Origin of the sequence: Staphylococcus sp. AntiMn-1 (assembly GCF_001663395.1) — a bacterium.
GTDB classification, from domain to species: Bacteria; Bacillota; Bacilli; order Staphylococcales; family Staphylococcaceae; genus Staphylococcus; species Staphylococcus equorum.
Map to the genome: position 1 here is coordinate 85,070 of NZ_CP012968.1, position 21,030 is coordinate 106,099.

At 31.8% G+C, this 21,030-nt stretch carries 25 protein-coding genes; 19 read left to right on the forward strand and 6 right to left on the reverse strand.

Going from position 1 to position 21,030, the window contains the following annotated elements:
* Positions 1-85: 85 nt before the first annotated feature.
* A complete protein-coding gene (locus AOB58_RS00410; protein ID WP_021339820.1) occupies positions 86-643 on the forward strand; it encodes a DUF3267 domain-containing protein in 558 nt (185 codons plus the stop codon).
* A 206-nt stretch (positions 644-849) separates the two neighbouring features.
* Positions 850-1,920, forward strand: a complete 1,071-nt coding sequence (dinB, locus tag AOB58_RS00415) for a DNA polymerase IV (protein WP_021339819.1) — start codon at positions 850-852, stop codon at positions 1,918-1,920.
* Positions 1,921-1,950: 30 nt separating this feature from the next.
* Here dinB and AOB58_RS00420 read toward each other — a convergent pair whose 3' ends face one another.
* Positions 1,951-2,505 carry a 3'-5' exonuclease gene (locus AOB58_RS00420; protein WP_064782812.1) on the reverse strand — a complete coding sequence of 185 codons (555 nt, stop codon included), beginning with the start codon at positions 2,503-2,505 and terminating at the stop codon, positions 1,951-1,953.
* Between the two features lie 181 nt (positions 2,506-2,686).
* A complete protein-coding gene (ftnA, locus tag AOB58_RS00425; RefSeq protein ID WP_002507198.1) occupies positions 2,687-3,187 on the reverse strand; it encodes an H-type ferritin FtnA in 501 nt (166 codons plus the stop codon).
* A 168-nt stretch (positions 3,188-3,355) separates the two neighbouring features.
* On the opposite strand from ftnA, the gene AOB58_RS00430 reads away from it, so the two are divergent.
* Positions 3,356-4,675, forward strand: a complete 1,320-nt coding sequence (locus AOB58_RS00430) for a lipid II isoglutaminyl synthase subunit MurT (protein ID WP_021339817.1) — start codon at positions 3,356-3,358, stop codon at positions 4,673-4,675.
* Positions 4,672-5,391, forward strand: coding sequence for a lipid II isoglutaminyl synthase subunit GatD (locus AOB58_RS00435; protein ID WP_002507200.1), 720 nt, complete (start codon positions 4,672-4,674; stop codon positions 5,389-5,391). Before AOB58_RS00430 ends, AOB58_RS00435 begins: the two co-directional genes overlap by 4 nt.
* Positions 5,392-5,489: 98 nt before the next feature.
* Here AOB58_RS00435 and AOB58_RS00440 read toward each other — a convergent pair whose 3' ends face one another.
* Positions 5,490-6,476 (reverse strand): FUSC family protein, encoded by a 987-nt coding sequence (locus AOB58_RS00440; protein ID WP_021339816.1) that lies wholly within the window; start codon positions 6,474-6,476, stop codon positions 5,490-5,492.
* Between the two features lie 180 nt (positions 6,477-6,656).
* Between AOB58_RS00440 and map the strand changes: the two genes are divergently transcribed.
* From map to vraR, 5 genes are all read left to right on the forward strand, one after another.
* Positions 6,657-7,409 carry a type I methionyl aminopeptidase gene (gene map, locus AOB58_RS00445; RefSeq protein ID WP_002507202.1) on the forward strand — a complete coding sequence of 251 codons (753 nt, stop codon included), beginning with the start codon at positions 6,657-6,659 and terminating at the stop codon, positions 7,407-7,409.
* 104 nt (positions 7,410-7,513) lie between these two features.
* Positions 7,514-7,900, forward strand: coding sequence for a hypothetical protein (locus AOB58_RS00450; RefSeq protein ID WP_002507203.1), 387 nt, complete (start codon positions 7,514-7,516; stop codon positions 7,898-7,900).
* Between the two features lie 16 nt (positions 7,901-7,916).
* The gene (gene vraT, locus AOB58_RS00455; protein ID WP_064782813.1) at positions 7,917-8,618 is read left to right on the forward strand and encodes a cell wall-active antibiotics response protein VraT; all 702 of its coding nucleotides are present in this window, start codon (positions 7,917-7,919) and stop codon (positions 8,616-8,618) included.
* Positions 8,615-9,658, forward strand: coding sequence for a sensor histidine kinase VraS (vraS, locus tag AOB58_RS00460; protein WP_002511392.1), 1,044 nt, complete (start codon positions 8,615-8,617; stop codon positions 9,656-9,658). The genes vraT and vraS overlap by 4 nt, the downstream gene beginning before the upstream one ends.
* The gene (gene vraR, locus AOB58_RS00465) at positions 9,648-10,277 is read left to right on the forward strand and encodes a response regulator transcription factor VraR (protein WP_002507206.1); all 630 of its coding nucleotides are present in this window, start codon (positions 9,648-9,650) and stop codon (positions 10,275-10,277) included. The genes vraS and vraR overlap by 11 nt, the downstream gene beginning before the upstream one ends.
* Positions 10,278-10,472: 195 nt before the next feature.
* Here the strand turns inward: vraR and AOB58_RS00470 are convergent, their stop codons facing one another.
* The 3 genes from AOB58_RS00470 to AOB58_RS00480 form a co-directional block, all read right to left on the reverse strand.
* The gene (locus tag AOB58_RS00470) at positions 10,473-11,639 is read right to left on the reverse strand and encodes a YihY/virulence factor BrkB family protein (protein ID WP_002511391.1); all 1,167 of its coding nucleotides are present in this window, start codon (positions 11,637-11,639) and stop codon (positions 10,473-10,475) included.
* Between the two features lie 230 nt (positions 11,640-11,869).
* Positions 11,870-12,154 (reverse strand): hypothetical protein, encoded by a 285-nt coding sequence (locus AOB58_RS00475; RefSeq protein ID WP_002507208.1) that lies wholly within the window; start codon positions 12,152-12,154, stop codon positions 11,870-11,872.
* A 6-nt stretch (positions 12,155-12,160) separates the two neighbouring features.
* The gene (locus tag AOB58_RS00480; protein ID WP_002507209.1) at positions 12,161-12,625 is read right to left on the reverse strand and encodes a low molecular weight protein-tyrosine-phosphatase; all 465 of its coding nucleotides are present in this window, start codon (positions 12,623-12,625) and stop codon (positions 12,161-12,163) included.
* A 155-nt stretch (positions 12,626-12,780) separates the two neighbouring features.
* Here AOB58_RS00480 and AOB58_RS00485 point away from each other — a divergent pair, with 155 nt between their 5' ends.
* From AOB58_RS00485 to AOB58_RS00525, 10 genes are all read left to right on the forward strand, one after another.
* The gene (locus tag AOB58_RS00485; protein ID WP_226956897.1) at positions 12,781-12,963 is read left to right on the forward strand and encodes a DUF1128 family protein; all 183 of its coding nucleotides are present in this window, start codon (positions 12,781-12,783) and stop codon (positions 12,961-12,963) included.
* 15 nt (positions 12,964-12,978) lie between these two features.
* Positions 12,979-14,217 (forward strand): aminopeptidase, encoded by a 1,239-nt coding sequence (locus AOB58_RS00490; protein ID WP_064782814.1) that lies wholly within the window; start codon positions 12,979-12,981, stop codon positions 14,215-14,217.
* A 94-nt stretch (positions 14,218-14,311) separates the two neighbouring features.
* Positions 14,312-14,833: an acyl-CoA thioesterase gene (locus tag AOB58_RS00495; RefSeq protein ID WP_002511389.1), complete on the forward strand. Its 522-nt coding sequence runs from the start codon at positions 14,312-14,314 to the stop codon at positions 14,831-14,833.
* 308 nt (positions 14,834-15,141) lie between these two features.
* Positions 15,142-15,312, forward strand: coding sequence for an SE1561 family protein (locus AOB58_RS13415; protein ID WP_002507213.1), 171 nt, complete (start codon positions 15,142-15,144; stop codon positions 15,310-15,312).
* A gap of 100 nt (positions 15,313-15,412) precedes the next feature.
* Complete coding sequence (locus tag AOB58_RS00500) at positions 15,413-15,931, forward strand: type 1 glutamine amidotransferase domain-containing protein (RefSeq protein ID WP_002507214.1); 519 nt, start codon at positions 15,413-15,415, stop codon at positions 15,929-15,931.
* 402 nt (positions 15,932-16,333) lie between these two features.
* Complete coding sequence (gene sgtB / locus AOB58_RS00505) at positions 16,334-17,146, forward strand: monofunctional peptidoglycan glycosyltransferase SgtB (RefSeq protein ID WP_002511388.1); 813 nt, start codon at positions 16,334-16,336, stop codon at positions 17,144-17,146.
* 360 nt (positions 17,147-17,506) lie between these two features.
* A complete protein-coding gene (recX, locus tag AOB58_RS00510) occupies positions 17,507-18,325 on the forward strand; it encodes a recombination regulator RecX (protein ID WP_021339814.1) in 819 nt (272 codons plus the stop codon).
* On the forward strand, positions 18,303-18,617 hold the full coding sequence (locus AOB58_RS00515; protein ID WP_002507217.1) for a YfhH family protein: 315 nt from the start codon (positions 18,303-18,305) through the stop codon (positions 18,615-18,617). Before recX ends, AOB58_RS00515 begins: the two co-directional genes overlap by 23 nt.
* 15 nt (positions 18,618-18,632) lie before the next feature.
* Positions 18,633-20,165, forward strand: coding sequence for an ATP-binding cassette domain-containing protein (locus tag AOB58_RS00520; protein ID WP_002507218.1), 1,533 nt, complete (start codon positions 18,633-18,635; stop codon positions 20,163-20,165).
* A gap of 9 nt (positions 20,166-20,174) precedes the next feature.
* Entirely contained in the window at positions 20,175-21,017 is an 843-nt protein-coding gene (locus AOB58_RS00525; RefSeq protein ID WP_002507219.1) for a hypothetical protein, read from the forward strand.
* The last annotated feature ends 13 nt before the right edge of the window (positions 21,018-21,030 follow it).

Sequence of the window (21,030 nt, forward strand, 5' to 3'; positions counted from 1 at the left end):
ACTTACTTGAAAAGCCCATCATTAGTGGTTACAATCGTTGTATAGTCTAGGTAATAACGATGACGATGACACGGAGGGTTGACACATGTTCAAGATTGATTTGTTCTCTAGCAAGAAAATGTTAGAAGGATTTATACTTTTTCAATTTACAATAGTGATGGTTAGTATATTATTATCTTATAAATTTGCTTTTTCATTTACACACATTATAGAACAAAATATTATATTAAATTTAGTATACGGTATATTAGGATTTGCAGTTGTTTATTTCTTACATGAATTTATTCATAATATAATGTTCCGCTTGTTGTCAAAAGGCAACAAACCTACTTTTCGAATCCGCCAAGGTTTAATTACTACCCATATGCCAAATGTATATTTTAAAAAATGGCAATATATCACTATCATGTTAGCTCCCTTAGTCGTTATTACAACAGTGTTGATTATATTATTCTCATTTTTTGCATATTCATCTATGATATTTATTGCGAGTCTTCATATTGGATATTGTGTAATGGACATGTATTTCTTAACAGGCGCACTTAATAACAAAGTGCAATATATTGAAGATACAGAAGAAGGTATTATATTTTATTCAGATAGTCCAGTGCCACAAATACAGACTCAAAACGAAGTGAAATAATTGAATTTATAAATTTTAAAAACTGAGTTAGTTGTTTACTTACAGAGAGATGCTGATGATTGCGTTTAGCAGTCGTTTGTTCTGATAAGAGATGACTGACTCTTTTTTCGTGTTACTTGAGCAAATTTAAAGAAAATACATATTTTAAAAGGTAAGATTAAACTAATATTATTCATTGTATATAGACGATGAAGGAGCTGAGTGCATTGTCAGAAAGACGTATTATCCATATTGATATGGACTATTTTTTTGCGCAAGTAGAAATGAGAGATAATCCAAAGTTAAAAGGGAAGCCTGTGATTGTAGGTGGAAAAGCAAGCGGTAGGGGCGTAGTTTCAACAGCCTCATATGAAGCTAGAAAATATGGTGTACATTCTGCAATGCCCACTGCACAAGCGCATAAGTTATGCCCAAATGGTTTTTATGTTACTCCAAGATTTGAAGCATATAAAGCAGCTTCAGAAAAGATTATGAAGATATTCAAAAGTTATACTGATGTTGTAGAACCATTATCATTAGATGAAGCGTATTTAGACATTACACATCTAGTTAGAGCAGATTTACCCGCATCAAGTATTGCTCAATATATACGTAAAGATATTTTTGAAGCTACACAACTAACTTCTTCAGCTGGGGTATCTTATAATAAATTTTTAGCTAAATTGGCGAGCGGAATGAACAAGCCGAATGGGTTAACAGTAATTGATTATCGTAATGTACACGAGATATTAATGGAATTAGATATAGGCGATTTCCCTGGCGTGGGTAAAGCCTCTAAACAGAAAATGCACGATAACGCAATATACAATGGTAAAGATTTATACGAACAAAGCGAAAGAGAATTAATAAGACTTTTTGGTAAACGAGGCCATGGGCTATATAACAAAGCGAGAGGTATAGATTATAATCCTGTTAAACCAACAAGAATAAGGAAATCAGTTGGTACAGAGCGTACTTTTGCGACGGATATGAATGATGATGATCAAATATTACAAAAAATTTGGGAATTGAGTCATAAAACAGCAGAACGGTTAGCTAAATTACAAAAATCCGGTAAGACAGTTACAGTAAAAATAAAGACGCACAAATTTGAATCATTATCGAAACAGCGAAGCTTAAGAGACTCTGTCAGAGATGAAACGGATATTTATAATATAGCTTATACTTTATATACAGAATTAAAAGATCCAGATGTACCCATTAGACTAGTAGGTGTAACAGTAGGTAATTTAGAAAAAGCATCTTATGAAAACATGACAATTTATGATTATATTTAAAAAGTGAGTTCAAATTTGAAGCTAAGTTTATTAATCTTTATCCTTTAAATCTTTGCCATAAATATTAAGCATACTACTTAAATCATCATAGTGTTTTAAAAGGCGAAATGTGATCATTGCACAAGCTTTTGCATCATTTAATGCATCATGATGACCATGAAAATCTAAATTATAATATTGCATCATATAATTCAAGCCGTAGCGGTGGTTCTCTATTGTTCTTCTTGATAGTTGTAATGAACAGAAGTATTTCATATTTGGCGTATCACTACCTATAGCTTTAATACTTTCATGCAGGACATTCATATCAAAAGCAGCATTATGTGCGACAACTGGTAGGTCGTCAATGAATTGCATCATAAAAGGGTATACTTTTTCAAACGTAGGTGCATCATAGACCTCATTCGGTTGTATACCATGTACAGCAATATTTTGTTGTGAAAAGTAATCGTTTGGATTGACTAATGTGTAAAATGATTCAGTGATTTGGTGATTAACAACTTTAACCATACCGACTGAACAGATACTAGTACGTTTACCATTGGCAGTTTCAAAATCAAGGGCAATAAATGCGTCAGAATTCATTAAGCAAGGTTCCTTTCTCATGTGTGAATATGATATGACTTTATATAAATATGTGCTTAGAGTCAAGTTAATCAGATTTTAACAAGCCAAATTACAAGCCTATAATAAACATAAAAACTCATCCCAGATTTATATTGGGATGAGTTTTTTGAGACAATAAACTTAAGTTTTAATATGAAGATTACTCTTCGTCAAATGAACGTGCAGCTAATTCTTTCTCGTATAGGTAAAGTGTATTGCTGTCATCACCGATACGTTTTAGGTAATCAAGGTGTGTTTCAAACATAGCTTCTTCTTCTACTTGTTCATCTAAGAACCAATTCAAGAATGAAATAGTGGCATAATCTTTCGCTTGATTAGCTAGATCTGATAAATTATAAAATCTACGTGTAACATCTTGTTCTTGTGCTAAGCCATCTTGAAATGTTTCCAAGATACTAGAGAAATCTGATTTTGGCGCAGGAATCGTTGCAAATAAAGCGTGTTCTCCACGGTCATTGATATAATCATATATTTTTTTACCATGGAATCTTTCTTCTTTTGCTTGTTGAACATAGAAATTTGCAAAACCTTCGTATGATTCTTTGTCGCAAAAAGCGGCCATTGCCATATACGCATGTGCTGCAAAATATTCATGGTTCATTTGTTCATTTAATGCATTTAACAATTCTTTGTTTAACATAAGTAATAGCCTCCATGTATGTTTTTTTTCAGTATAGCAAATCTATTCTCATTAGTAAATAATAATGATTATAATCTGTAAAAAGACATGATTATTTCAATTGAGAATTGTTTGGAATACAACTTAATCATGTTATAATATTTGAGTGAAGAGTGAAGGAGGAAGTACATGAGACATTGGACTGCAACCCACTTAGCAAAATTGGCTAAGCAAGCAAGTAAAGCTGCTGGGAAAAAGGGCACAGACTTGCCAGGTCAAGTTGCTAGAAAAGTGGATAAAAATATTTTAAGAAAATTAGCATCACAAGTTGATGAAATTGTCTTTATAAGTGGCACAAATGGGAAAACAACCACTTCAAATTTAATTGGCCATACATTAAAAGTAAATGATGTCGACATCATACATAATAATGAAGGCGCAAATATGGCTGCAGGTATTACTTCAGCATTTATTTTGCAAATTAAACAAAGTACAAAAATTGCAGTCATTGAAATTGATGAAGGCTCGATTCCAAGAGTACTCAATGAAGTAACACCAACAATGATGGTGGTTACTAATTTCTTCCGTGATCAGATGGACCGTTTTGGGGAAATAGATATTATGGTAAATAATATTGCAAATGCAATTAATAATAAAGGGATTAAGTTATTGTTAAATGCGGATGATCCATTTGTGAGTAGATTGAAGATAGCTAGTGATACAGTTGTATATTATGGGATGAAAGCACATGCACATGAATTTGAACAAAGTACAATGAACGAGAGTCGCTATTGTCCAAATTGCGGTCGTTTATTACATTATGATTATATTCAGTATAATCAAATTGGGCATTATCATTGTGAATGTGGATTTAAACGCGAAGATACTAAATACGAAGTGTCTGAATTTAATTTAAATCCATTCATTAATTTAAATGTAGGAACTGCTACATTCAATATGAAAATCGCGGGAGACTTTAATGCTTATAATACGATTGCAGCTTATACAGTACTAAAAGAATTAGGACTCAATGATGAAGGTATAAAACGTGGATTTGAAACATATACGTCGAATAATGGACGTATGCAGTACTTTAAAAAAGACAGTAAAGAAGCAATGATTAATCTTGCCAAAAACCCTGCCGGAATGAATGCTAGCCTTTCTATAGGAGAACAACTAGAAGGTAGTAAAGTTTATGTTTTAGGATTGAATGATAATGCAGCTGACGGTAGAGATACTTCATGGATTTATGATGCTGATTTTGAAAAATTAGCCAAACAACAAATCGAAGTAATTATTGTTACAGGGCTTCGTGCAGAAGAATTGCAGTTAAGATTAAAATTAGCAGGTGTAGAAGCACCAATCATTTTAGAAAGAGACATATATAAAGCGACAGCAAAAACGATGGACTATAAGGAAAGCTTTACAGTAGCTATTCCTAACTATACTTCTCTAGCACCTATGTTAGAACAATTAAATCACTCTTTTGAGGAGGACAAAGCTAGATGAATGAATTAACTGTTTATCATTTTATGCCTGATAAATTAAATTTATACAGTGATATTGGGAATATTATCGCGCTAAGACAACGTGCAAAAATGCGTGATATTAAATTAAATGTTGTAGATATAAATGAAACAGAGGGCGTTACTTTTGATCAATGTGATATTTTCTTTATTGGTGGCGGTAGTGATAGGGAACAGGCACTAGCTACTAAAGAATTAAGCAAAATCAAAACGACATTAAAAGAAGTAATTGAAGACGGTATGCCTGGTTTGACAATTTGTGGTGGCTATCAATTTCTAGGAAGTAAATATATTACGCCTGATGGTACTGAGCTTGAAGGACTTAATATTTTAGATTTTTATACTGAGTCACAGAAAGACCGTCTCACTGGCGATATTGTAATTGAGAGCGACACATTCGGTACAATTGTTGGTTTTGAAAATCATGGTGGCCGCACATATCATCCATATGGCACATTAGGTAATGTCACACATGGTTATGGTAATAATGATGAAGATGCTAAAGAAGGTATACATTATAAAAACCTATTGGGAACTTATCTACATGGACCAATTCTACCTAAGAACCATGAAGTGACTGATTACTTACTAGAAAAAGCATGTGAACGTAAAGGTATACCATTTACGCCTAAGCAGGTAAATAACACTGAAGAAGAAGCTGCCAAACAAGTAATCGTTAATCGTGTAACACAAAAATAGAATAAGCTTAATAAAACAAAGTGGCTGTTAGAAATCCAATTGGAAATCTGACAGCCACTTTTTAAATTTTACTGCATAAGACTTATATACGCTAAGTGTTATGCAAAACGATGGTCTAATATACGATAGATTAATAGAATTTCATAAATAAGGTGACTTTTTAATTGATTATCATCAAATTCGTCTAAGCCCTTAACAGAAGTTTTCAATAATGAAGCAGATTGTTGTTGTCGTTCAAAAGATCCAGTTGTGTATATGTCATTAATACTTTGAGCAATATTTAAGATAGAGATTTTTTCTTCATTCGTAAATTGGATATGCGTGCCTTTAGGTAAATAGACTAAGTTTGATAAATGGGTGATGAACAATCTGTTTGTATGTGTACGTGTTGTTAATGATTTTAAACGTATCCATTCTGAATCATGATGTTTGTGATAGCTCAGTTCATCCTTTTGATAAGAAAGTAATGTCTCAACTTTTTGATTTAAATCTAACAATACATTTAATTGTTGGTAGGGTGCGCCTTTAGTAAATTTGCCTAACAGTAACTGACGCATACGGTGATGAAAAAGCCCGTACATTTTAGACTCTACGTCATTTATTGAAGATTCAAGTTGGTCATAATATTTTGGTGGGAACACAACAAAGTTGACTAAACCTGCAGTAACCAGACCAATAATTGCAGTTAATAATCTTGAGAAAAAGTTAAAGAAATAAGCATCATGTATACCGGGTATCATAGCCATTGCTGTTAATGTTGCAACAGTTGTTCCAGCTTGAAGTTTTAACTTAGTACAAAATATTATTGTAAATGTAGCACTAAAAGCATATGCAAAAGCAGATTTGTCCCCAAAAACAAATGTGAAAATAACTGCAAAGAGCGCTCCAATTACTGTAGCTGGCAGTCTACGATATCCTTTTTTTAATGATGCCTTTGCAGTGGGTTCAATTGTGACAATAGCAGTTAAAATTGCGAAAATAGGATTTAAATCTAATGCTAAACAAAAAAAGGCAGTTAAAAAAGTAGCCAACCCCGTTTTAATCGTTCGTGCACCTATAAGTCCTTTATACCAATTGTTGCTCATAAAAAAACTCCTAGTCATGTTATGTATCAAAAGAGAATTAACACGAATTACAAAAAGTAGCCATGTTATTCATATAATCAAAATGTTAAACTATACGTGTTCAAATATTCTAATTTATTATATCAAAAAAAGTCTGCTATAATAAGGAAGAATATAATTTACAAAAAGGAACGGGATAATATGATCGTAAAAACAGAAGAAGAATTAACAGCTTTAAAAGAAATTGGTTATATTTGTGCATTAATTAGAGATACTATGCAAGCAGAAACGAAGCCAGGTATCACAACAAAAGAGTTAGACGATATTGCAAAAGAGTTATTTGAAAAACATGGCGCACTTTCTGCTCCAATCCATGATGAAAAATTTCCTGGACAAACATGTATTAGTATTAATGAAGAAGTAGCGCATGGTATTCCAGGCAAACGTAAAATACGCGAAGGTGATTTAGTGAATATCGATGTTTCAGCATTGAAGAACGGCTATTACGCCGATACAGGCATTTCATTTGTCGTTGGCGAAGCAGACAATCCATTGAAACAAAAAGTCTGTGACGTAGCGTTAGAAGCATTTGATGCGGCTATGACAAGAGTTAAAGTAGGTGGGAAGTTAAGTCAAATCGGTAAAGCAGTCCATGCTACTGCACGAAAAAATGATTTAACAGTTATTAAAAATTTAACAGGTCACGGCGTAGGACAATCACTTCATGAAGCACCAAGCCACGTGATGAACTATTATGATCCCAAGGATAAAACTTTACTTAAAGAGGGCACAGTGATTGCAGTTGAACCGTTTATTTCTTCAAAAGCAACATTTGTGACAGAAGGCAAAAATGAATGGGCATTTGAAACAAAAGATAAAAGTTTTGTTGCTCAAATTGAGCATACTGTCATCGTTACCAAAGATGGACCAGTGTTAACTACTAAAATAGATTAGATAGTGTTTCGGTCTAAAGTCCTAATATAAGATGGTTCCGGAGCCTATACCAATGGTTCCGGATATTTTTTATAATAGAGTCTAATCGATCATGAGGTGATTCTATGAATTATATTACGTCTTATTTAGAAAAAATGACAAAACACACATTTCGCACAAGCATAGTGGAGTACCAACGATTTCTTGATAAAAAATTGAGAAGTGTTGAAATGTATATTAAATACTTAATTGAAAGAAAAGGTAATGTAGGCAGTTTAATTGATAGACTGACATTATCATTAGAAAATAAATATATTGATATGTTGGATAAAGAGTACATTGATTGTGCTGAAGAGATAGAACATAAAGATATTGAGCAAATAAAATGTGAATTAAATGAAATGGAAGCAGACTACGCTCGTATTGAAGCCGATTTATCACAACAAGCAACAGAGAGAGCTAATATTGAAACTGAGTGTGATCTAATCGAACGCATTAGTTTAGTCGCTTGAAGAAAGGTGGCGAAACATGACTCATAAATATATATCGACTGAGATGTTAATTGTTTTTACAACATTATTGATTATTGCCAATTTTTATTATATATTCTTTGAAAAAATTGGTTTCCTACTCGTGTTATTACTTGGCTGTATCTTAGCCTATGTCGGTTATTTGTATTTCCATAAAATACGGGGACTTTTATCATTTTGGATTGGTGCTTTGTTGATTGCATTCACTTTATTATCCAACAAATACACAATTATCATTTTATTTATCTTTTTAATAATGCTAATTATAAGATATATTATTTATAGGTTTAAACCATTTAAAGTAGTCGCTACAGATGAAGCAGTTGAGTCCCCAAACTTCATTAAACAAAAATGGTTTGGAGAGCAACGCACACCAGTATATGTATATAAATGGGAAGACTTACAAGTGCAACATGGCATAGGTGATATTCATATAGATATGTCTAAAGCTGCTAATATTAAAGAAAATAATACTGTAGTGATACGACATATTATAGGTAAAGTACAAATTATTGTACCTTTAAATTATAATATTATTTTAAACTTCACTGCCTTGTATGGGAATGCTTATGTTAATGAAACTTCTTATAAAGTAGAAAATAATAACATTAAAATCTTGGAAGAAACGAAAGAAGAAAACTATGCTGTAAACATTTATGTTTCGACGCTAATTGGCGATATTGAGGTGATTTATAAATGAATCACTACATAAGAGCAATAGGATCCATGTTGATATTAGTTTATAGCACATTTTTTGCTCTGTTTTTTATCGATAAAGTATTTGTAAACATAGTATATTTTCAAGGTATGTTTTATACACAAATTTTTGGAATACCAGTTTTACTATTTTTAAACTTATTAGTTATTTTTCTTTGTATTATTGTAGGATCGGTATTAGCATATAAAATAAATCAACAAAATCACTGGTTACAAGACCAAATAGAACGTTCTATTGAAGGTCAAACAGTAGGTATTAATGATCAAAACATTGAATTATATAATGAAACAATTGAATTGTATCAAACGTTAGTTCCATTAAATCAAGAAGTTCACAAATTACGTATGAAAACGCAAAACTTAACAAATGAATCATATAATATAAATGATGTGAAAGTTAAAAAGATTATAGAAGATGAACGACAAAGGCTTGCACGTGAATTACACGATTCAGTAAGTCAGCAATTATTTGCAGCGAGTATGATGCTTTCAGCTATTAAAGAAACACAGTTAGAAGCACCTTTAGATCAACAAATTCCGATATTAGAAAAAATGGTACAAGATTCTCAGTTAGAGATGAGAGCTTTACTATTACATTTAAGACCTATTGGATTAAAAGACAAATCATTAGGTGAAGGTATTAAAGATTTAGTCGTTGATTTAAAGAAAAAAGTACCTATGAAAGTTGTACATGATATTGAAGAATTTGAAGTACCTAAAGGTATTGAAGATCATTTGTTCAGAATTACGCAAGAAGCTTTATCTAATACTTTGAGACATTCAAAAGGTACCAAAGTAACAGTAGAATTGTTTAATATGGCAGATTACTTATTATTACGCATTCAAGACAATGGTAAAGGGTTCAATGTTGATGATAAGGTAGAACAAAGTTATGGTTTAAAAAACATGAGAGAACGTGCGCTTGAAATTGGTGCAACGTTTCATATTGTTTCTTTACCAGATTCAGGTACAAGAATTGAAGTAAAGGCACCATTAAATAAGGAGGATTCACATGACGATTAAAGTTTTGTTTGTTGATGATCATGAAATGGTTCGAATTGGAATTTCTAGTTACTTATCTACACAGCCAGATATTGATATTGTAGGGGAAGGTCAGTCAGGAAAAGATGCGATTGAAAAGGCTCATCAACTAAATCCAGATTTAATCTTAATGGACTTGCTTATGGACGATATGGATGGTGTCGATGCTACCGAGCAAATTAAAAAAGACTTACCCCATATTAAAGTTGTAATGTTAACAAGTTACATTGAAGATAATGAAGTATATCGTGCTTTAGATTCTGGCGTAGACAGCTATATTTTGAAAACGACTAGTGCTAGTGATATAGCCGAGGCTATTCGTAAAACGTATAAAAATGAGTCTGTATTTGAAGCTGAAGTGCTTGTGAAGATGAGAAATAGAATGAAACAACGTGCCGAATTATATGAAATGTTAACGGAACGAGAAATGGAAATTCTATTACTTATCGCAAAAGGTTACTCAAACCAAGAAATTGCGAGTGCATCACACATAACGATTAAAACAGTAAAAACACATGTAAGTAATATATTAAGTAAATTAGAAGTACAAGATAGAACACAAGCAGTTATTTATGCATTCCAGCATAATTTAATACAGTAATGAATTCTATTTTAAGTATTTCCAAAAGGCTAAAACCGAAACGTAGATGATAGACATTTACGTTTCGGTTTTAGTCTTTTTACGTGCTTTAAGGGCTCTATACTAAACAGGACTGATATAAATTAGAAAGCAAAAATAGCTGATAGACATCATGATTTAGATACCTATCAGCTATTTAGCAAAGTTTATATTAAATTATAATTTTTTGTTGTTTGAGTCTGAAATATTATGATTGGAATCAGTAGCATGTGTGGATTCATTTTCAGCATTGATATCAGCTTCGCTACCAACGTGAGTTGTTTCGTTCTCTTCTATCTCAGCCATTGTATGTTCCTCTGGTGTTTTACCAGCGACTACTTTACGTTGGTGGATAATCGCGTTGATTTCAGCGCCGATAATAATAATAAAGCCTGTAATGTATAACCATAACATTAAAATAATGATACCAGCGATACTACCGTATGTTTTAGAATAGTTAGCAAAATTTGATATATATATACCAAATAAGAATGAGCCACCTAAAAATACAATCGTAGCGAATATTGCACCTGGTATTACAGATTTCATTTTAATTTTAACATTTGGCGCTAACGTATATAAAACCATAAACGCTATGAAAATAATGATTAATGGTAATACCACACGTACTAAATTAAAAATCCATTTAATTTGATCACCTAAACCAAGTGGGCCAAATAAAAGCGAACCGATTTGTTCTCCAAAGGTAGGTAATATCAGCGCGATAGGTAAGACGATAATCATAGCAAGTGTAAATAACACACTAAATAATTTAGAAACAATAAAGTTTCTACTATCTTCAACGTCATATGCGACGTTGAAAGAGTTCATAATTGCTGTCATACCGTTTGAAGCAGACCAAAGTGCTAAAATCAAACCTACAGATAATATACTGCCACTAGCATTACTCATAATATCACCAATGATTGATGATACTTGTCCTGCATAATCTGGTGGGACGTGCTCTTTAATCATATCTCTAATCGTTGATTGTTCAACACCTATTACAGGTACTATTGATAATAAGAATAGGAGCATAGGGAACAGTGACAACATGAAGTAATAGGATAATTGTGCAGATAAACCGGATGCATCATCTTTACCTATTCTATAAATAAGATAAGAGAAAAAATTAGGGTTTTTTGTATATTTTGCTGGTTTATTGATACGTGATACAAAGAATTCTTGATTGTCTTTCTTAGGTGATTTTGATTTGAATTCATTAGGCGTGATATACGTACGATCACGCCCGATTTGTTCATCTTTTGATTTCTTAGACTTCTTATCTTCATCCTTTTTAGTTGAGTTTAGAAACTTTGAAGTTGTTTTCTCTTTTTTAGACATATCAAATCTCCTTATGTATTGATATTTTCAGTATATTGTTTAATATACTTTAAAAGTTAAAGAAGGTAAATAACTGTTTATATTCTTTTTTAAAAATTGTTTTTAGATTTTTAAAATATCGCACATTACAAGTTATATACAAAAGACAATACCTAAACATGTAATATTAGGTATTGCCTTAATTTAATTATTTAAACATGTGGAATCAAAAATACTATACTATAAACAAATTAATTGTTTAAGCGATTGTTTTTACGCTCAACGAATGTATTTTTCGCATCTTTTAAAGAACGTTCTAATTCTGGATTATTACGGCGAATTTCTTCTACCACATCTTTCCAATATACTATCTCGTCTTTTACGTTGTTGATCGCTGAAGGTTTTTGAGAACGATTGCCTTCTTTTCTATCTTTAATTGATTGTTTTAATGATTGGCGAGTTGATTTGTCAGCCAATGTTGCTGCGCCTCCAATTACGGCACCTAATAGAATTCCTGGAATTAATTTATTTTGCATGATGTTTTACCCCTCTCTTAGATTTGCATCTTTAACTATAAAATCAATTAAGTTATCACAAGATGATTGTACCATTTTATAAACACCTTCGAAATTATTTGTATAATAAGGATCAGGTACGTCAGTCTCATTCATATCACTAAAGTCTAATAGTTTATACAATTGTCCATTAATGTTTGAATTGATCTGTTTAATATTCTCTACATTACTTTGATCCATTGCAATGATATAATCAAAGTCATCATCAGCTTTAAATAGTTCACTGATCATGTTATCAAAGGGTATATCATTTTTAGTGAGAATATCTTGCGTACCCTCATGAGGTGGCTGACCTAAGTTCCATTCACCTGTACCTCTAGAGGTTACGTTTAAACCTGTTATCTTTCGATCTAGTAATCTTTGTCGCATAATAGCTTCTGCCATTGGTGAGCGACAAATATTGCCTAAACAAACGAATGCTACTGAAATCATGTGACTACCTCCAAATTATATATTGCTAATTCCCATTTTAAAGCTTTTTTAATCATTTCTAAAGCATTATTGTGATAAAAGTTTTACAAGAAACGTAAATTTGATAAAATAAGTTGATAAAAGGGGTGAACGAAGTGACAAATACTAATGAACAAATGATAGTAGAAATAAGAGAACGTTTAAATCTTGTGAATCAAAGCTTGATTGATCCAGATAAATATGAAGAAGCAGATAAGCAAGAAATAGCTGAAATTCATGAATATGTAACATCAAAAGCGTCATTTACACCAAGTGAAGCAGCTGCAATTGCAGACGCACTTGGTCAAATACGCAAATAAAAGGAGTGTATAAATATGACTCAATTACAAGAAAAATTAAAACAATACGCCGAACTTTTAGTTGGTGTAGGAATGAATGTACAAGAAGGTCAACCAGTATTTATTCGCTCAAGTGTTGATGCTATTGAATTAACACATTACATAGTAGAAGCTGCATATAAACGAGGTGCATCTGATGTTAAAGTTGACTATAGTGATGATCGACTTTCTCGCCTAAAATTCGAATATGAACCAGTAGAACATTTTGAAAGTAATGAAGTGAAAGATTATGAAGTGGCTAAGCGCATGGATTATGTAGATAGAGGCGCTGCAAATTTAGCACTCATAACACAAGATCCTGATTTATTAAATGGCATTGACCGTGATAAATTATCAACTTTCCAAAAACAGTATGCTACTGCATATAAAGGATATATGGAAGCAAGTCAGAAAAACCAATTTCCATGGTGTGTGGCAGCCTATCCATCAAAAGCTTGGGCAAGTCGTGTTTATCCAGAACTATCAGAAGAAGCAGCTTACAACACGTTCATTGATGAAGTATTAGATATCGTTCGCGTAGATGGAAATGATCCAGTGGCTAATTGGAAAGACCATGTTGCTAATCTAAGTAAACATGCAGATAAATTACAAAGTAAAAATTATAAAGCACTTCACTATATTTCTGAAGGTACAGATTTAGAAATTGGTTTACCAGAAGGTCATATATGGGAAGATGCAACAAGTTATGCGAGTGGTGGTCAAGCCTTTGTAGCTAATATTCCAACTGAAGAAGTGTTCACTGCACCTCATAGATTAAAAGTAAATGGCTATGTGACGAATAAATTGCCATTAAGTCATAATGGTAATATTATAGATGGTTTTACATTAACTTTTAAAGATGGAGAAGTAATTGATTATAAAGCTAAGCAAGGCGAAGAGGTTTTACGTGATTTATTAAATACAGACGAAGGTGCTAAGCGATTAGGTGAAGTTGCACTAGTACCTGATGATTCACCGATTTCTAACCGCAATACCATTTTTTATAATACATTGTTCGATGAAAATGCATCTTGTCACATTGCATTAGGCTCAGCTTATGGTTTTAATATAGAGGGTGGTACAGAAATGACTACAGACGAAAAGTTAGCACAAGGATTAAATGATTCACTTATTCATGTGGACTTTATGATTGGTAGTAAAGATTTAACGATTTATGGCGTGACACAAGAGGATGAAAAAGAACTCGTCTTCGAAAATGGTAACTGGTCAAAATAGAGAGAGAGGGATGAGTTGTCAGTGTTCTGAAATAGTCTACTATATTCAGAGCACTCACTTTTTGTCTGATAAAAGAAAAGGGATTGATTAAATTATGGAAAGACCAAAACGTAAATCGATGTCTGAAGCACGAAGTATTAAAGAGAGACAAGTATTCCCACAGGAAACGAATCATTTAAAGACAATGTTTGGCGGTATGTTGATGGCGAACATTGACGAAATTTCTGCTATAACAGCAACGAAACATAGTAATTCACAGGTGGTCACAGCTTCAACTGATTCGGTAGACTTTTTAAAACCAATTAAAACAGGTGCTGTAGTTTCTTATGAAGCTATGGTCTCATATGCGGGAAAATCTTCGATGGAAGTCTGTGTTCAAATTATTATAGAAGATGTGCTTAAAAATGAAAGACATTTAGCAGCATTAAGTTTTTTAACATTTGTAGCACTCGGTGAAGATGGTAAGCCAATAGAAGTACCTCAAGTATATCCAGAATCACAGACAGAAAAGTGGTTTTATGATACGGCACCTGCTCGAGTCAAGAGAAGGAAAGAACGTAGAGAAGAAAGTAAAAGCACGATTGAGTTCTTATCAAGCGTGCAACAATTAGGATAATACAAATCGAGGGTGCAAATCGGATTAATACAAGCCGATATGCACCTTTATCACTTTATATATTTTTTTAAAATGGCAGTGATTTATGCCGATTACTGAGTAGTTAATAAAGCACTAGCTAAAAACTACAAGATAAGATTGTGCCTGAGCACAACGAGCACAAAAAGAGTGTCAACAAAGTCAGAGACGCGTTGACACTCTGAAACACTACACTTAGTATTTCGTTATAATATTATTCTGCTACTATCAAAAGTTGTTAATTCCATGTTAGGATAATAATATCTTATAAAAAGGAGTCTCATTAGATAATGAATGAAAATCAAACAATTGATCAAATAAAAGAAAGATTAGAAAAGTTTATTGACGATATAGACCAAGTTAATCCAAACGAAGTAAAAGTGGAAGACATTGATGAGTGGATTGGTTTATTAGATCAGTTAGAAGAAAAAGTAAAAACTGTATCAAACACATCTGAATAAGTTCAGTCTGTCCATAAGTGAGATTGAGCTACTGTATGTTTAACTTTTCTTAATTTCGTCTATACATAATGTAGAACGCAAATAGGAAAGGTGATTATACATGGCTAAAAAAGTAGCAATCATAGTAACAAATGAATTTGAAGATGTTGAATTAACAAGCCCTCAAGAAGCAATTGAAGAAGCGGGGCATGAAACAGTAATTATTGGCGATACAGCGAATAGTGAAGTTGTTGGTAAACATGGTGCAAAAGCTACAGTAGAAGTTAGTATTGCAGATGCTAAGCCAGAAGATTACGATGGATTATTAATTCCAGGTGGATTTTCTCCAGATCATCTACGTGGTGACTCAGAAGGTAGATATGGTACATTTGCTAAGTATTTCACAAAAAATGATGTTCCAACATTTGCAATTTGCCACGGACCTCAAATTTTAATAGATACTGATGATTTGAATGGACGTACTTTAACAGCAGTGTTAAATGTCCGTAAAGATTTATCTAACGCAGGCGCACAAGTTGTAGACGAATCTGTAGTTGTAGATAAAAATATAGTTACGAGTCGTACACCTGATGACTTAGATGATTTTAATAGAGAAATTGCAAATCAATTAACAGATTAATTGAAATTTATTAATTAACGTAAACTTTGGACGTGATTGTCCATAATATATAACTGGAAAAACGTATGGTAATGATTATATTTTATAGGTTGAATTTAAAGTTCAATCTTTTAGATATATTCTGACGCTATGGGTTTTTCCAGTTTTTATATTTTACAATGATAATTATCGCGATAGTATATATGGTGAGGATGGGACATAAATAGATATCCCATCCTCATATCTTATGGTTGTATAATGCTTAATAAACCCAAACATATATGAAATATGCTTACAATGAAACTCTATGCGTAGCGTGACATACACCCTTGGACTGATATTTTCAATTTGGTGTAGATAAACATTTAAACTATTGATAAACTCACTTATAATGATATGAGAGCAACATAAAGGAGCTAGCGCATGAAAAGAAGCGATCGTTATAAGCAAACTAAAAAACAAACCAGTCAAAAAAATTCAAATATACCGCAGCATAATACCTATTTCCAACCAGTAAATAAACCACCAAAAAAGAAAAAAGGAAAAGGTTTGTTGATAAAGATATTAATACCTATCATCATTTTAATCGCTGCGTTTATAGCTACAATGTATGCATTTTCTTTACGAGCAGATGTTGATGAATTGAGAAGTATTGAAGATAAAGAAACATTCGTCTCAGTTTCAAATATGCCAGACTATACTAAGGGTGCATTTATAGCAATGGAAGACGAAAGATATTATAAACATAATGGATTTGATTTCAAAGGTACGTCACGCGCACTATTTTCAACAATAAGTGAGAATAGCGTGCAAGGTGGAAGTACCATTACGCAACAAGTAGTGAAAAACTATTATTATGATAATGAACAATCACTAACAAGAAAAATCAAAGAATTATTTGTAGCACATCGCGCAGAAAAAACGTATGATAAAAATGAAATTTTAAGTTTTTATGTAAACAACATTTATTTTGGAAGTGATCAATACACTGTTGAGTCAGCAGCAAATCACTTTTTTGGGGTAACAACAGATAAAAATAATCCTAATTTACCTCAAATATCTGTATTACAAAGTGCAATTTTAGCTAGTAAGATTAATGCACCAAGTGTATACAATGTGAATAACATGTCGGATAATTTTATCAATCGTGTAAAAATAGATTTAGAGAAAATGAAACAACAGGATTATATTACTGATGAGCAGTATGAAAATGCAATCCAAGAACTCGGCGTGTAATAAACTAAGAGAATAGAATACTACAGTCTAAATTCAGTAGGTGCATGATTTATACATGTTTCAGCCTCAATTATTAAATTGTCAGTAGTTGACAGAATTGAAAATGCGCTTATATCAAGCTATTAAAGAACTACTACTTCGTTTATGAAGACAAGTAGTTCTTATGTAAGTGTTTTAGCTTTTTCTAATCAGTTTTGTGGGAGTGGGAATACGAAATCAAATTTTGATTTCTATCCTACTCCTTTTTTGATGTTATAATTTAAATATACATACAGGGATTAATAGCAATTTCAAATATGCTATACACTATAATTCCATTCATAATCAATATAAGTTATTCTTATAAGTGGAGTGAATTATATGCCTAAAATAACAAAGATAGAAGTGCAAAAAAAGAATAAAGAACGTTTTAATCTATATTTAGATGATGAATTTGAAATGGGAATCGATATTGATACCTTTGTCTATTTTAATTTAAACAAAGGTCAAATTGTTGAAGCTAAAGATATGGAAGAAATCCAAAGCTATGAACAATACAGGCAAGCAGTTAATGCAGCTATTCAATATATTTCATATAGAAAAAGAACTGACCATGAAGTAATAAAACATCTTACAAAGAAAGAAATTTCAGAGTCAGTTATTGCTAAAGTCATAGATTACTGTCATGAGCAAAAGCTCATAGATCATAATGATTATGCGAATAGTTTAAAAAACACCATGATCTTAACGACAGATAAAGGTCCTGGAATATATAAACAAAAATTACGAGAAGCTGGTATTGAACAATTAATTATTGATGAATATAGCCAGATTTATGAACAGGAGCAATCTATGGAAGATATATTAAAAGTTGCAAATAAAATTTTGAAACAGAAAAAAGGGCCATTAGTAAAAAGAAAAGAGAAATTAACACAATCATTAATGCAAAAAGGTTATTCTTTTGAGAAAATTAAAGAAGTAATGGATGAAATGGATTTTTCACAACCTGAAGAACAATTAGATGAGTTATTACAAAACGAATTAGAAAAAGCATATAATAAATATTCAAGAAAATTTTCAGGTAGAAAATTAATTAATAAAACAATAGAAGCACTTATGAGAAAAGGCTATAAATATGATAAAATTAAAGCTAAATTAGAAGAGAGTGGAATAGTAGATGGAACAGAAGAAATTGAGTGAAATGAGTGAAATTGAATTACGTCATGAGATACAAGGTTATAAAGAGAAAATGCGTAAAGCAGAAATGAATGGCATTTTTAATGAATATGACGTATATGCAAGTAAAGTAATTATTGCAGAAAGCTATCTAGTAGATAGAAACAAAGTAGAATTAGGTAAAATATACAAATTAAATGATGGCACAGAAAGCTATTTCAAAGTTGAACGGTTAAAAGGCGTTTTTGCGTGGGGCTTTAGAATTAAAAGTTCAGAACCTGAAGAAGGTTTACCACTCGCATTATTAAAATTGTAGAAGGATGAAGATAGGATGGGTAGTTCAATTATATTAAAGTTACTAAATGTAACTCATTATTATAGAAATAAAAAATCCTCCAAATGGTATTTACCATTTGGTTATGATGAAGAAGATATAGAATTGAATAATTTTAACCTCCATATCTATCAAGGTGAAGCTTTAGGGATAATAGGTGAACCGGGTTCTTCTAAATCATTAATAGGGCGTTTATTAAGTGGTGAAATACAACCCGATAAGGGAAAAGTCGTTATAAAAAGAGACTTGTTTTTTGCTGATATTGAAGATAAATTATTGCAACATACTTCTGTAAATGAGTTTGTGGCTAATGCAGTCATATTGTTTCAATATAAAACTTCGGATCATAAAGTAGAGCAAATTATAAGGTATGCACACCTTGAAGATAAAGCGGATGTTAAAGTTAACCGATTAACTGATTCACAATATGCACAATTATTATTTGCATTAGCAAGAACTTCAAAAGCAAGTATTATTATTTTTAATCATATATTACAATTTTTAGATGAATCTTTTATCGAAAAAGCAATTGGACTTACAGAAGAATACATAAATCAAAATTCAACAATTGTGATGATCGATGATGATGTTCAACGTATAGCTCAGACGAGTAATTACATTGCCTGGGTCTCTCATGGTCAACTTAGAATGGAAGGCTCTTTAAATCAAGTATTACCAGTATTTAAAGACCATGAGAAAGATAGATTGTCATTGGAAGATGAACAAGAGAAGGCGAACTTTGATGTTGATTGGAAAAAAAGTAGAACAAGAACGCCGGAATTAACATACAATTTCAAACGTATAGAAAGATATAATCATGTGAAACCACCTGTTGCATTCGTTAGATTTTGGACGTGGCTTTCAGTATTTGTAGTTGGCTTATTATTTATGGCAGTTTTAATGTTTAATAATGTTGGGAAGTTACAGATTGGACAAAATATTGATCAAGCCTCAATACAAAACCAAAATAAAGATCCATATGAAGAAATGCTAGGTTACGCTATCGTATTAGATGAATCTATTACTGTGGAAGATATGGAAAATGGAAATAAACAAAAAATAAATCAGTATGGTTTTGTAACAATTACTGCTGAAAATAATGAGAATTATAGAATTGATGTAGACAATAAACATTATAAGGTTGCTAAAAATAAAGTGCGATTCTTTGAACCAGCAGCTTTATATGAAGAACATAGTTCTAAATCATTAGCACCATACATGCATAATAACTATATTAATTTTTATGAATTTTTCAACAGTCATTTGCATAAAAAACATAGTACAGTAACAGAAGGGCTTGTTCCAGAAAATAATAAGGACAATCGCTTTGTAGTACCTATAGTACAACAACCTATTTCTATGATTTTTAATGACGAAAATAAACTTAAAGGCTTTACATTCCCTATTAAGAAGAAGGAAGAATTAAAAGAAAAGTTCGATATTGAAAATAATTTCTGGATTACTAAATCTGGAGAAGGCTATTTTATGGCTGATTTAAAAAATAATAAATGGATATATATTGAATTGTAGGTGTAAAGAATGATTGATAGTATAATTAGTTTTTTTAAAAACGTGCCATATCTTAGCACACAAGCATATCACCGATTAAAATCACAGTGGGTATGGCTTGTCATACCATTTTTATCAAGCTTGGCATTGCTATTTTTATTAATGTTAATATTTAAAATAAAAGGCACTGAAGAACTAATTCAAGCTCGTGCCTATTTTAGATTGGCTGGGTTAACAACTTTTGCTTATATTTGGATTGCTGTATATCGAAGCTATAACACTTACAAAATTGATTACTTTACTGGTAAGCTATTTAACTTGAATCCAATATTTCAAAATGTTGTTATAGCAATCATTACGAGTATAACAATGTTTATAACTTTAATTATTATGATATATGCAACACCTGTTAATATTGAAAGTTCTATACCCTCTACGTTTTATTACGTTGTAATGTCGATGCTATTCATGATACTTGTATCGACAATATTAGGTCTTTCAGCTATTGTTCGTCGCAAAATCAATGTCATGTTTTATGTGATTTCATTAGTGATGTTTTTTATTGTTCCAATACTCTTTATACCAACAAGTAATACGACACTGATCTCGCACATATTAATGTTGAATCCACTATATTACCTTATTGAAGGTGTTTCACAGTCGGTCGTACTTGGTGCGTTAAGCTTGAATAATATACCTTATCATTTATATTATATATTATTTTTAGCAATACTTTGTGTAGTTATTTTTGCTAAATATCGAATAATGGCACACAGAAAATATTTGTACGCAATTCCTGATGAAACCATTGTTTCGCATTCAGATACAGATGAAAATATGATTGAAGCGGATGACTTAAACGAAAAAGATTAAAGATTATGGATTA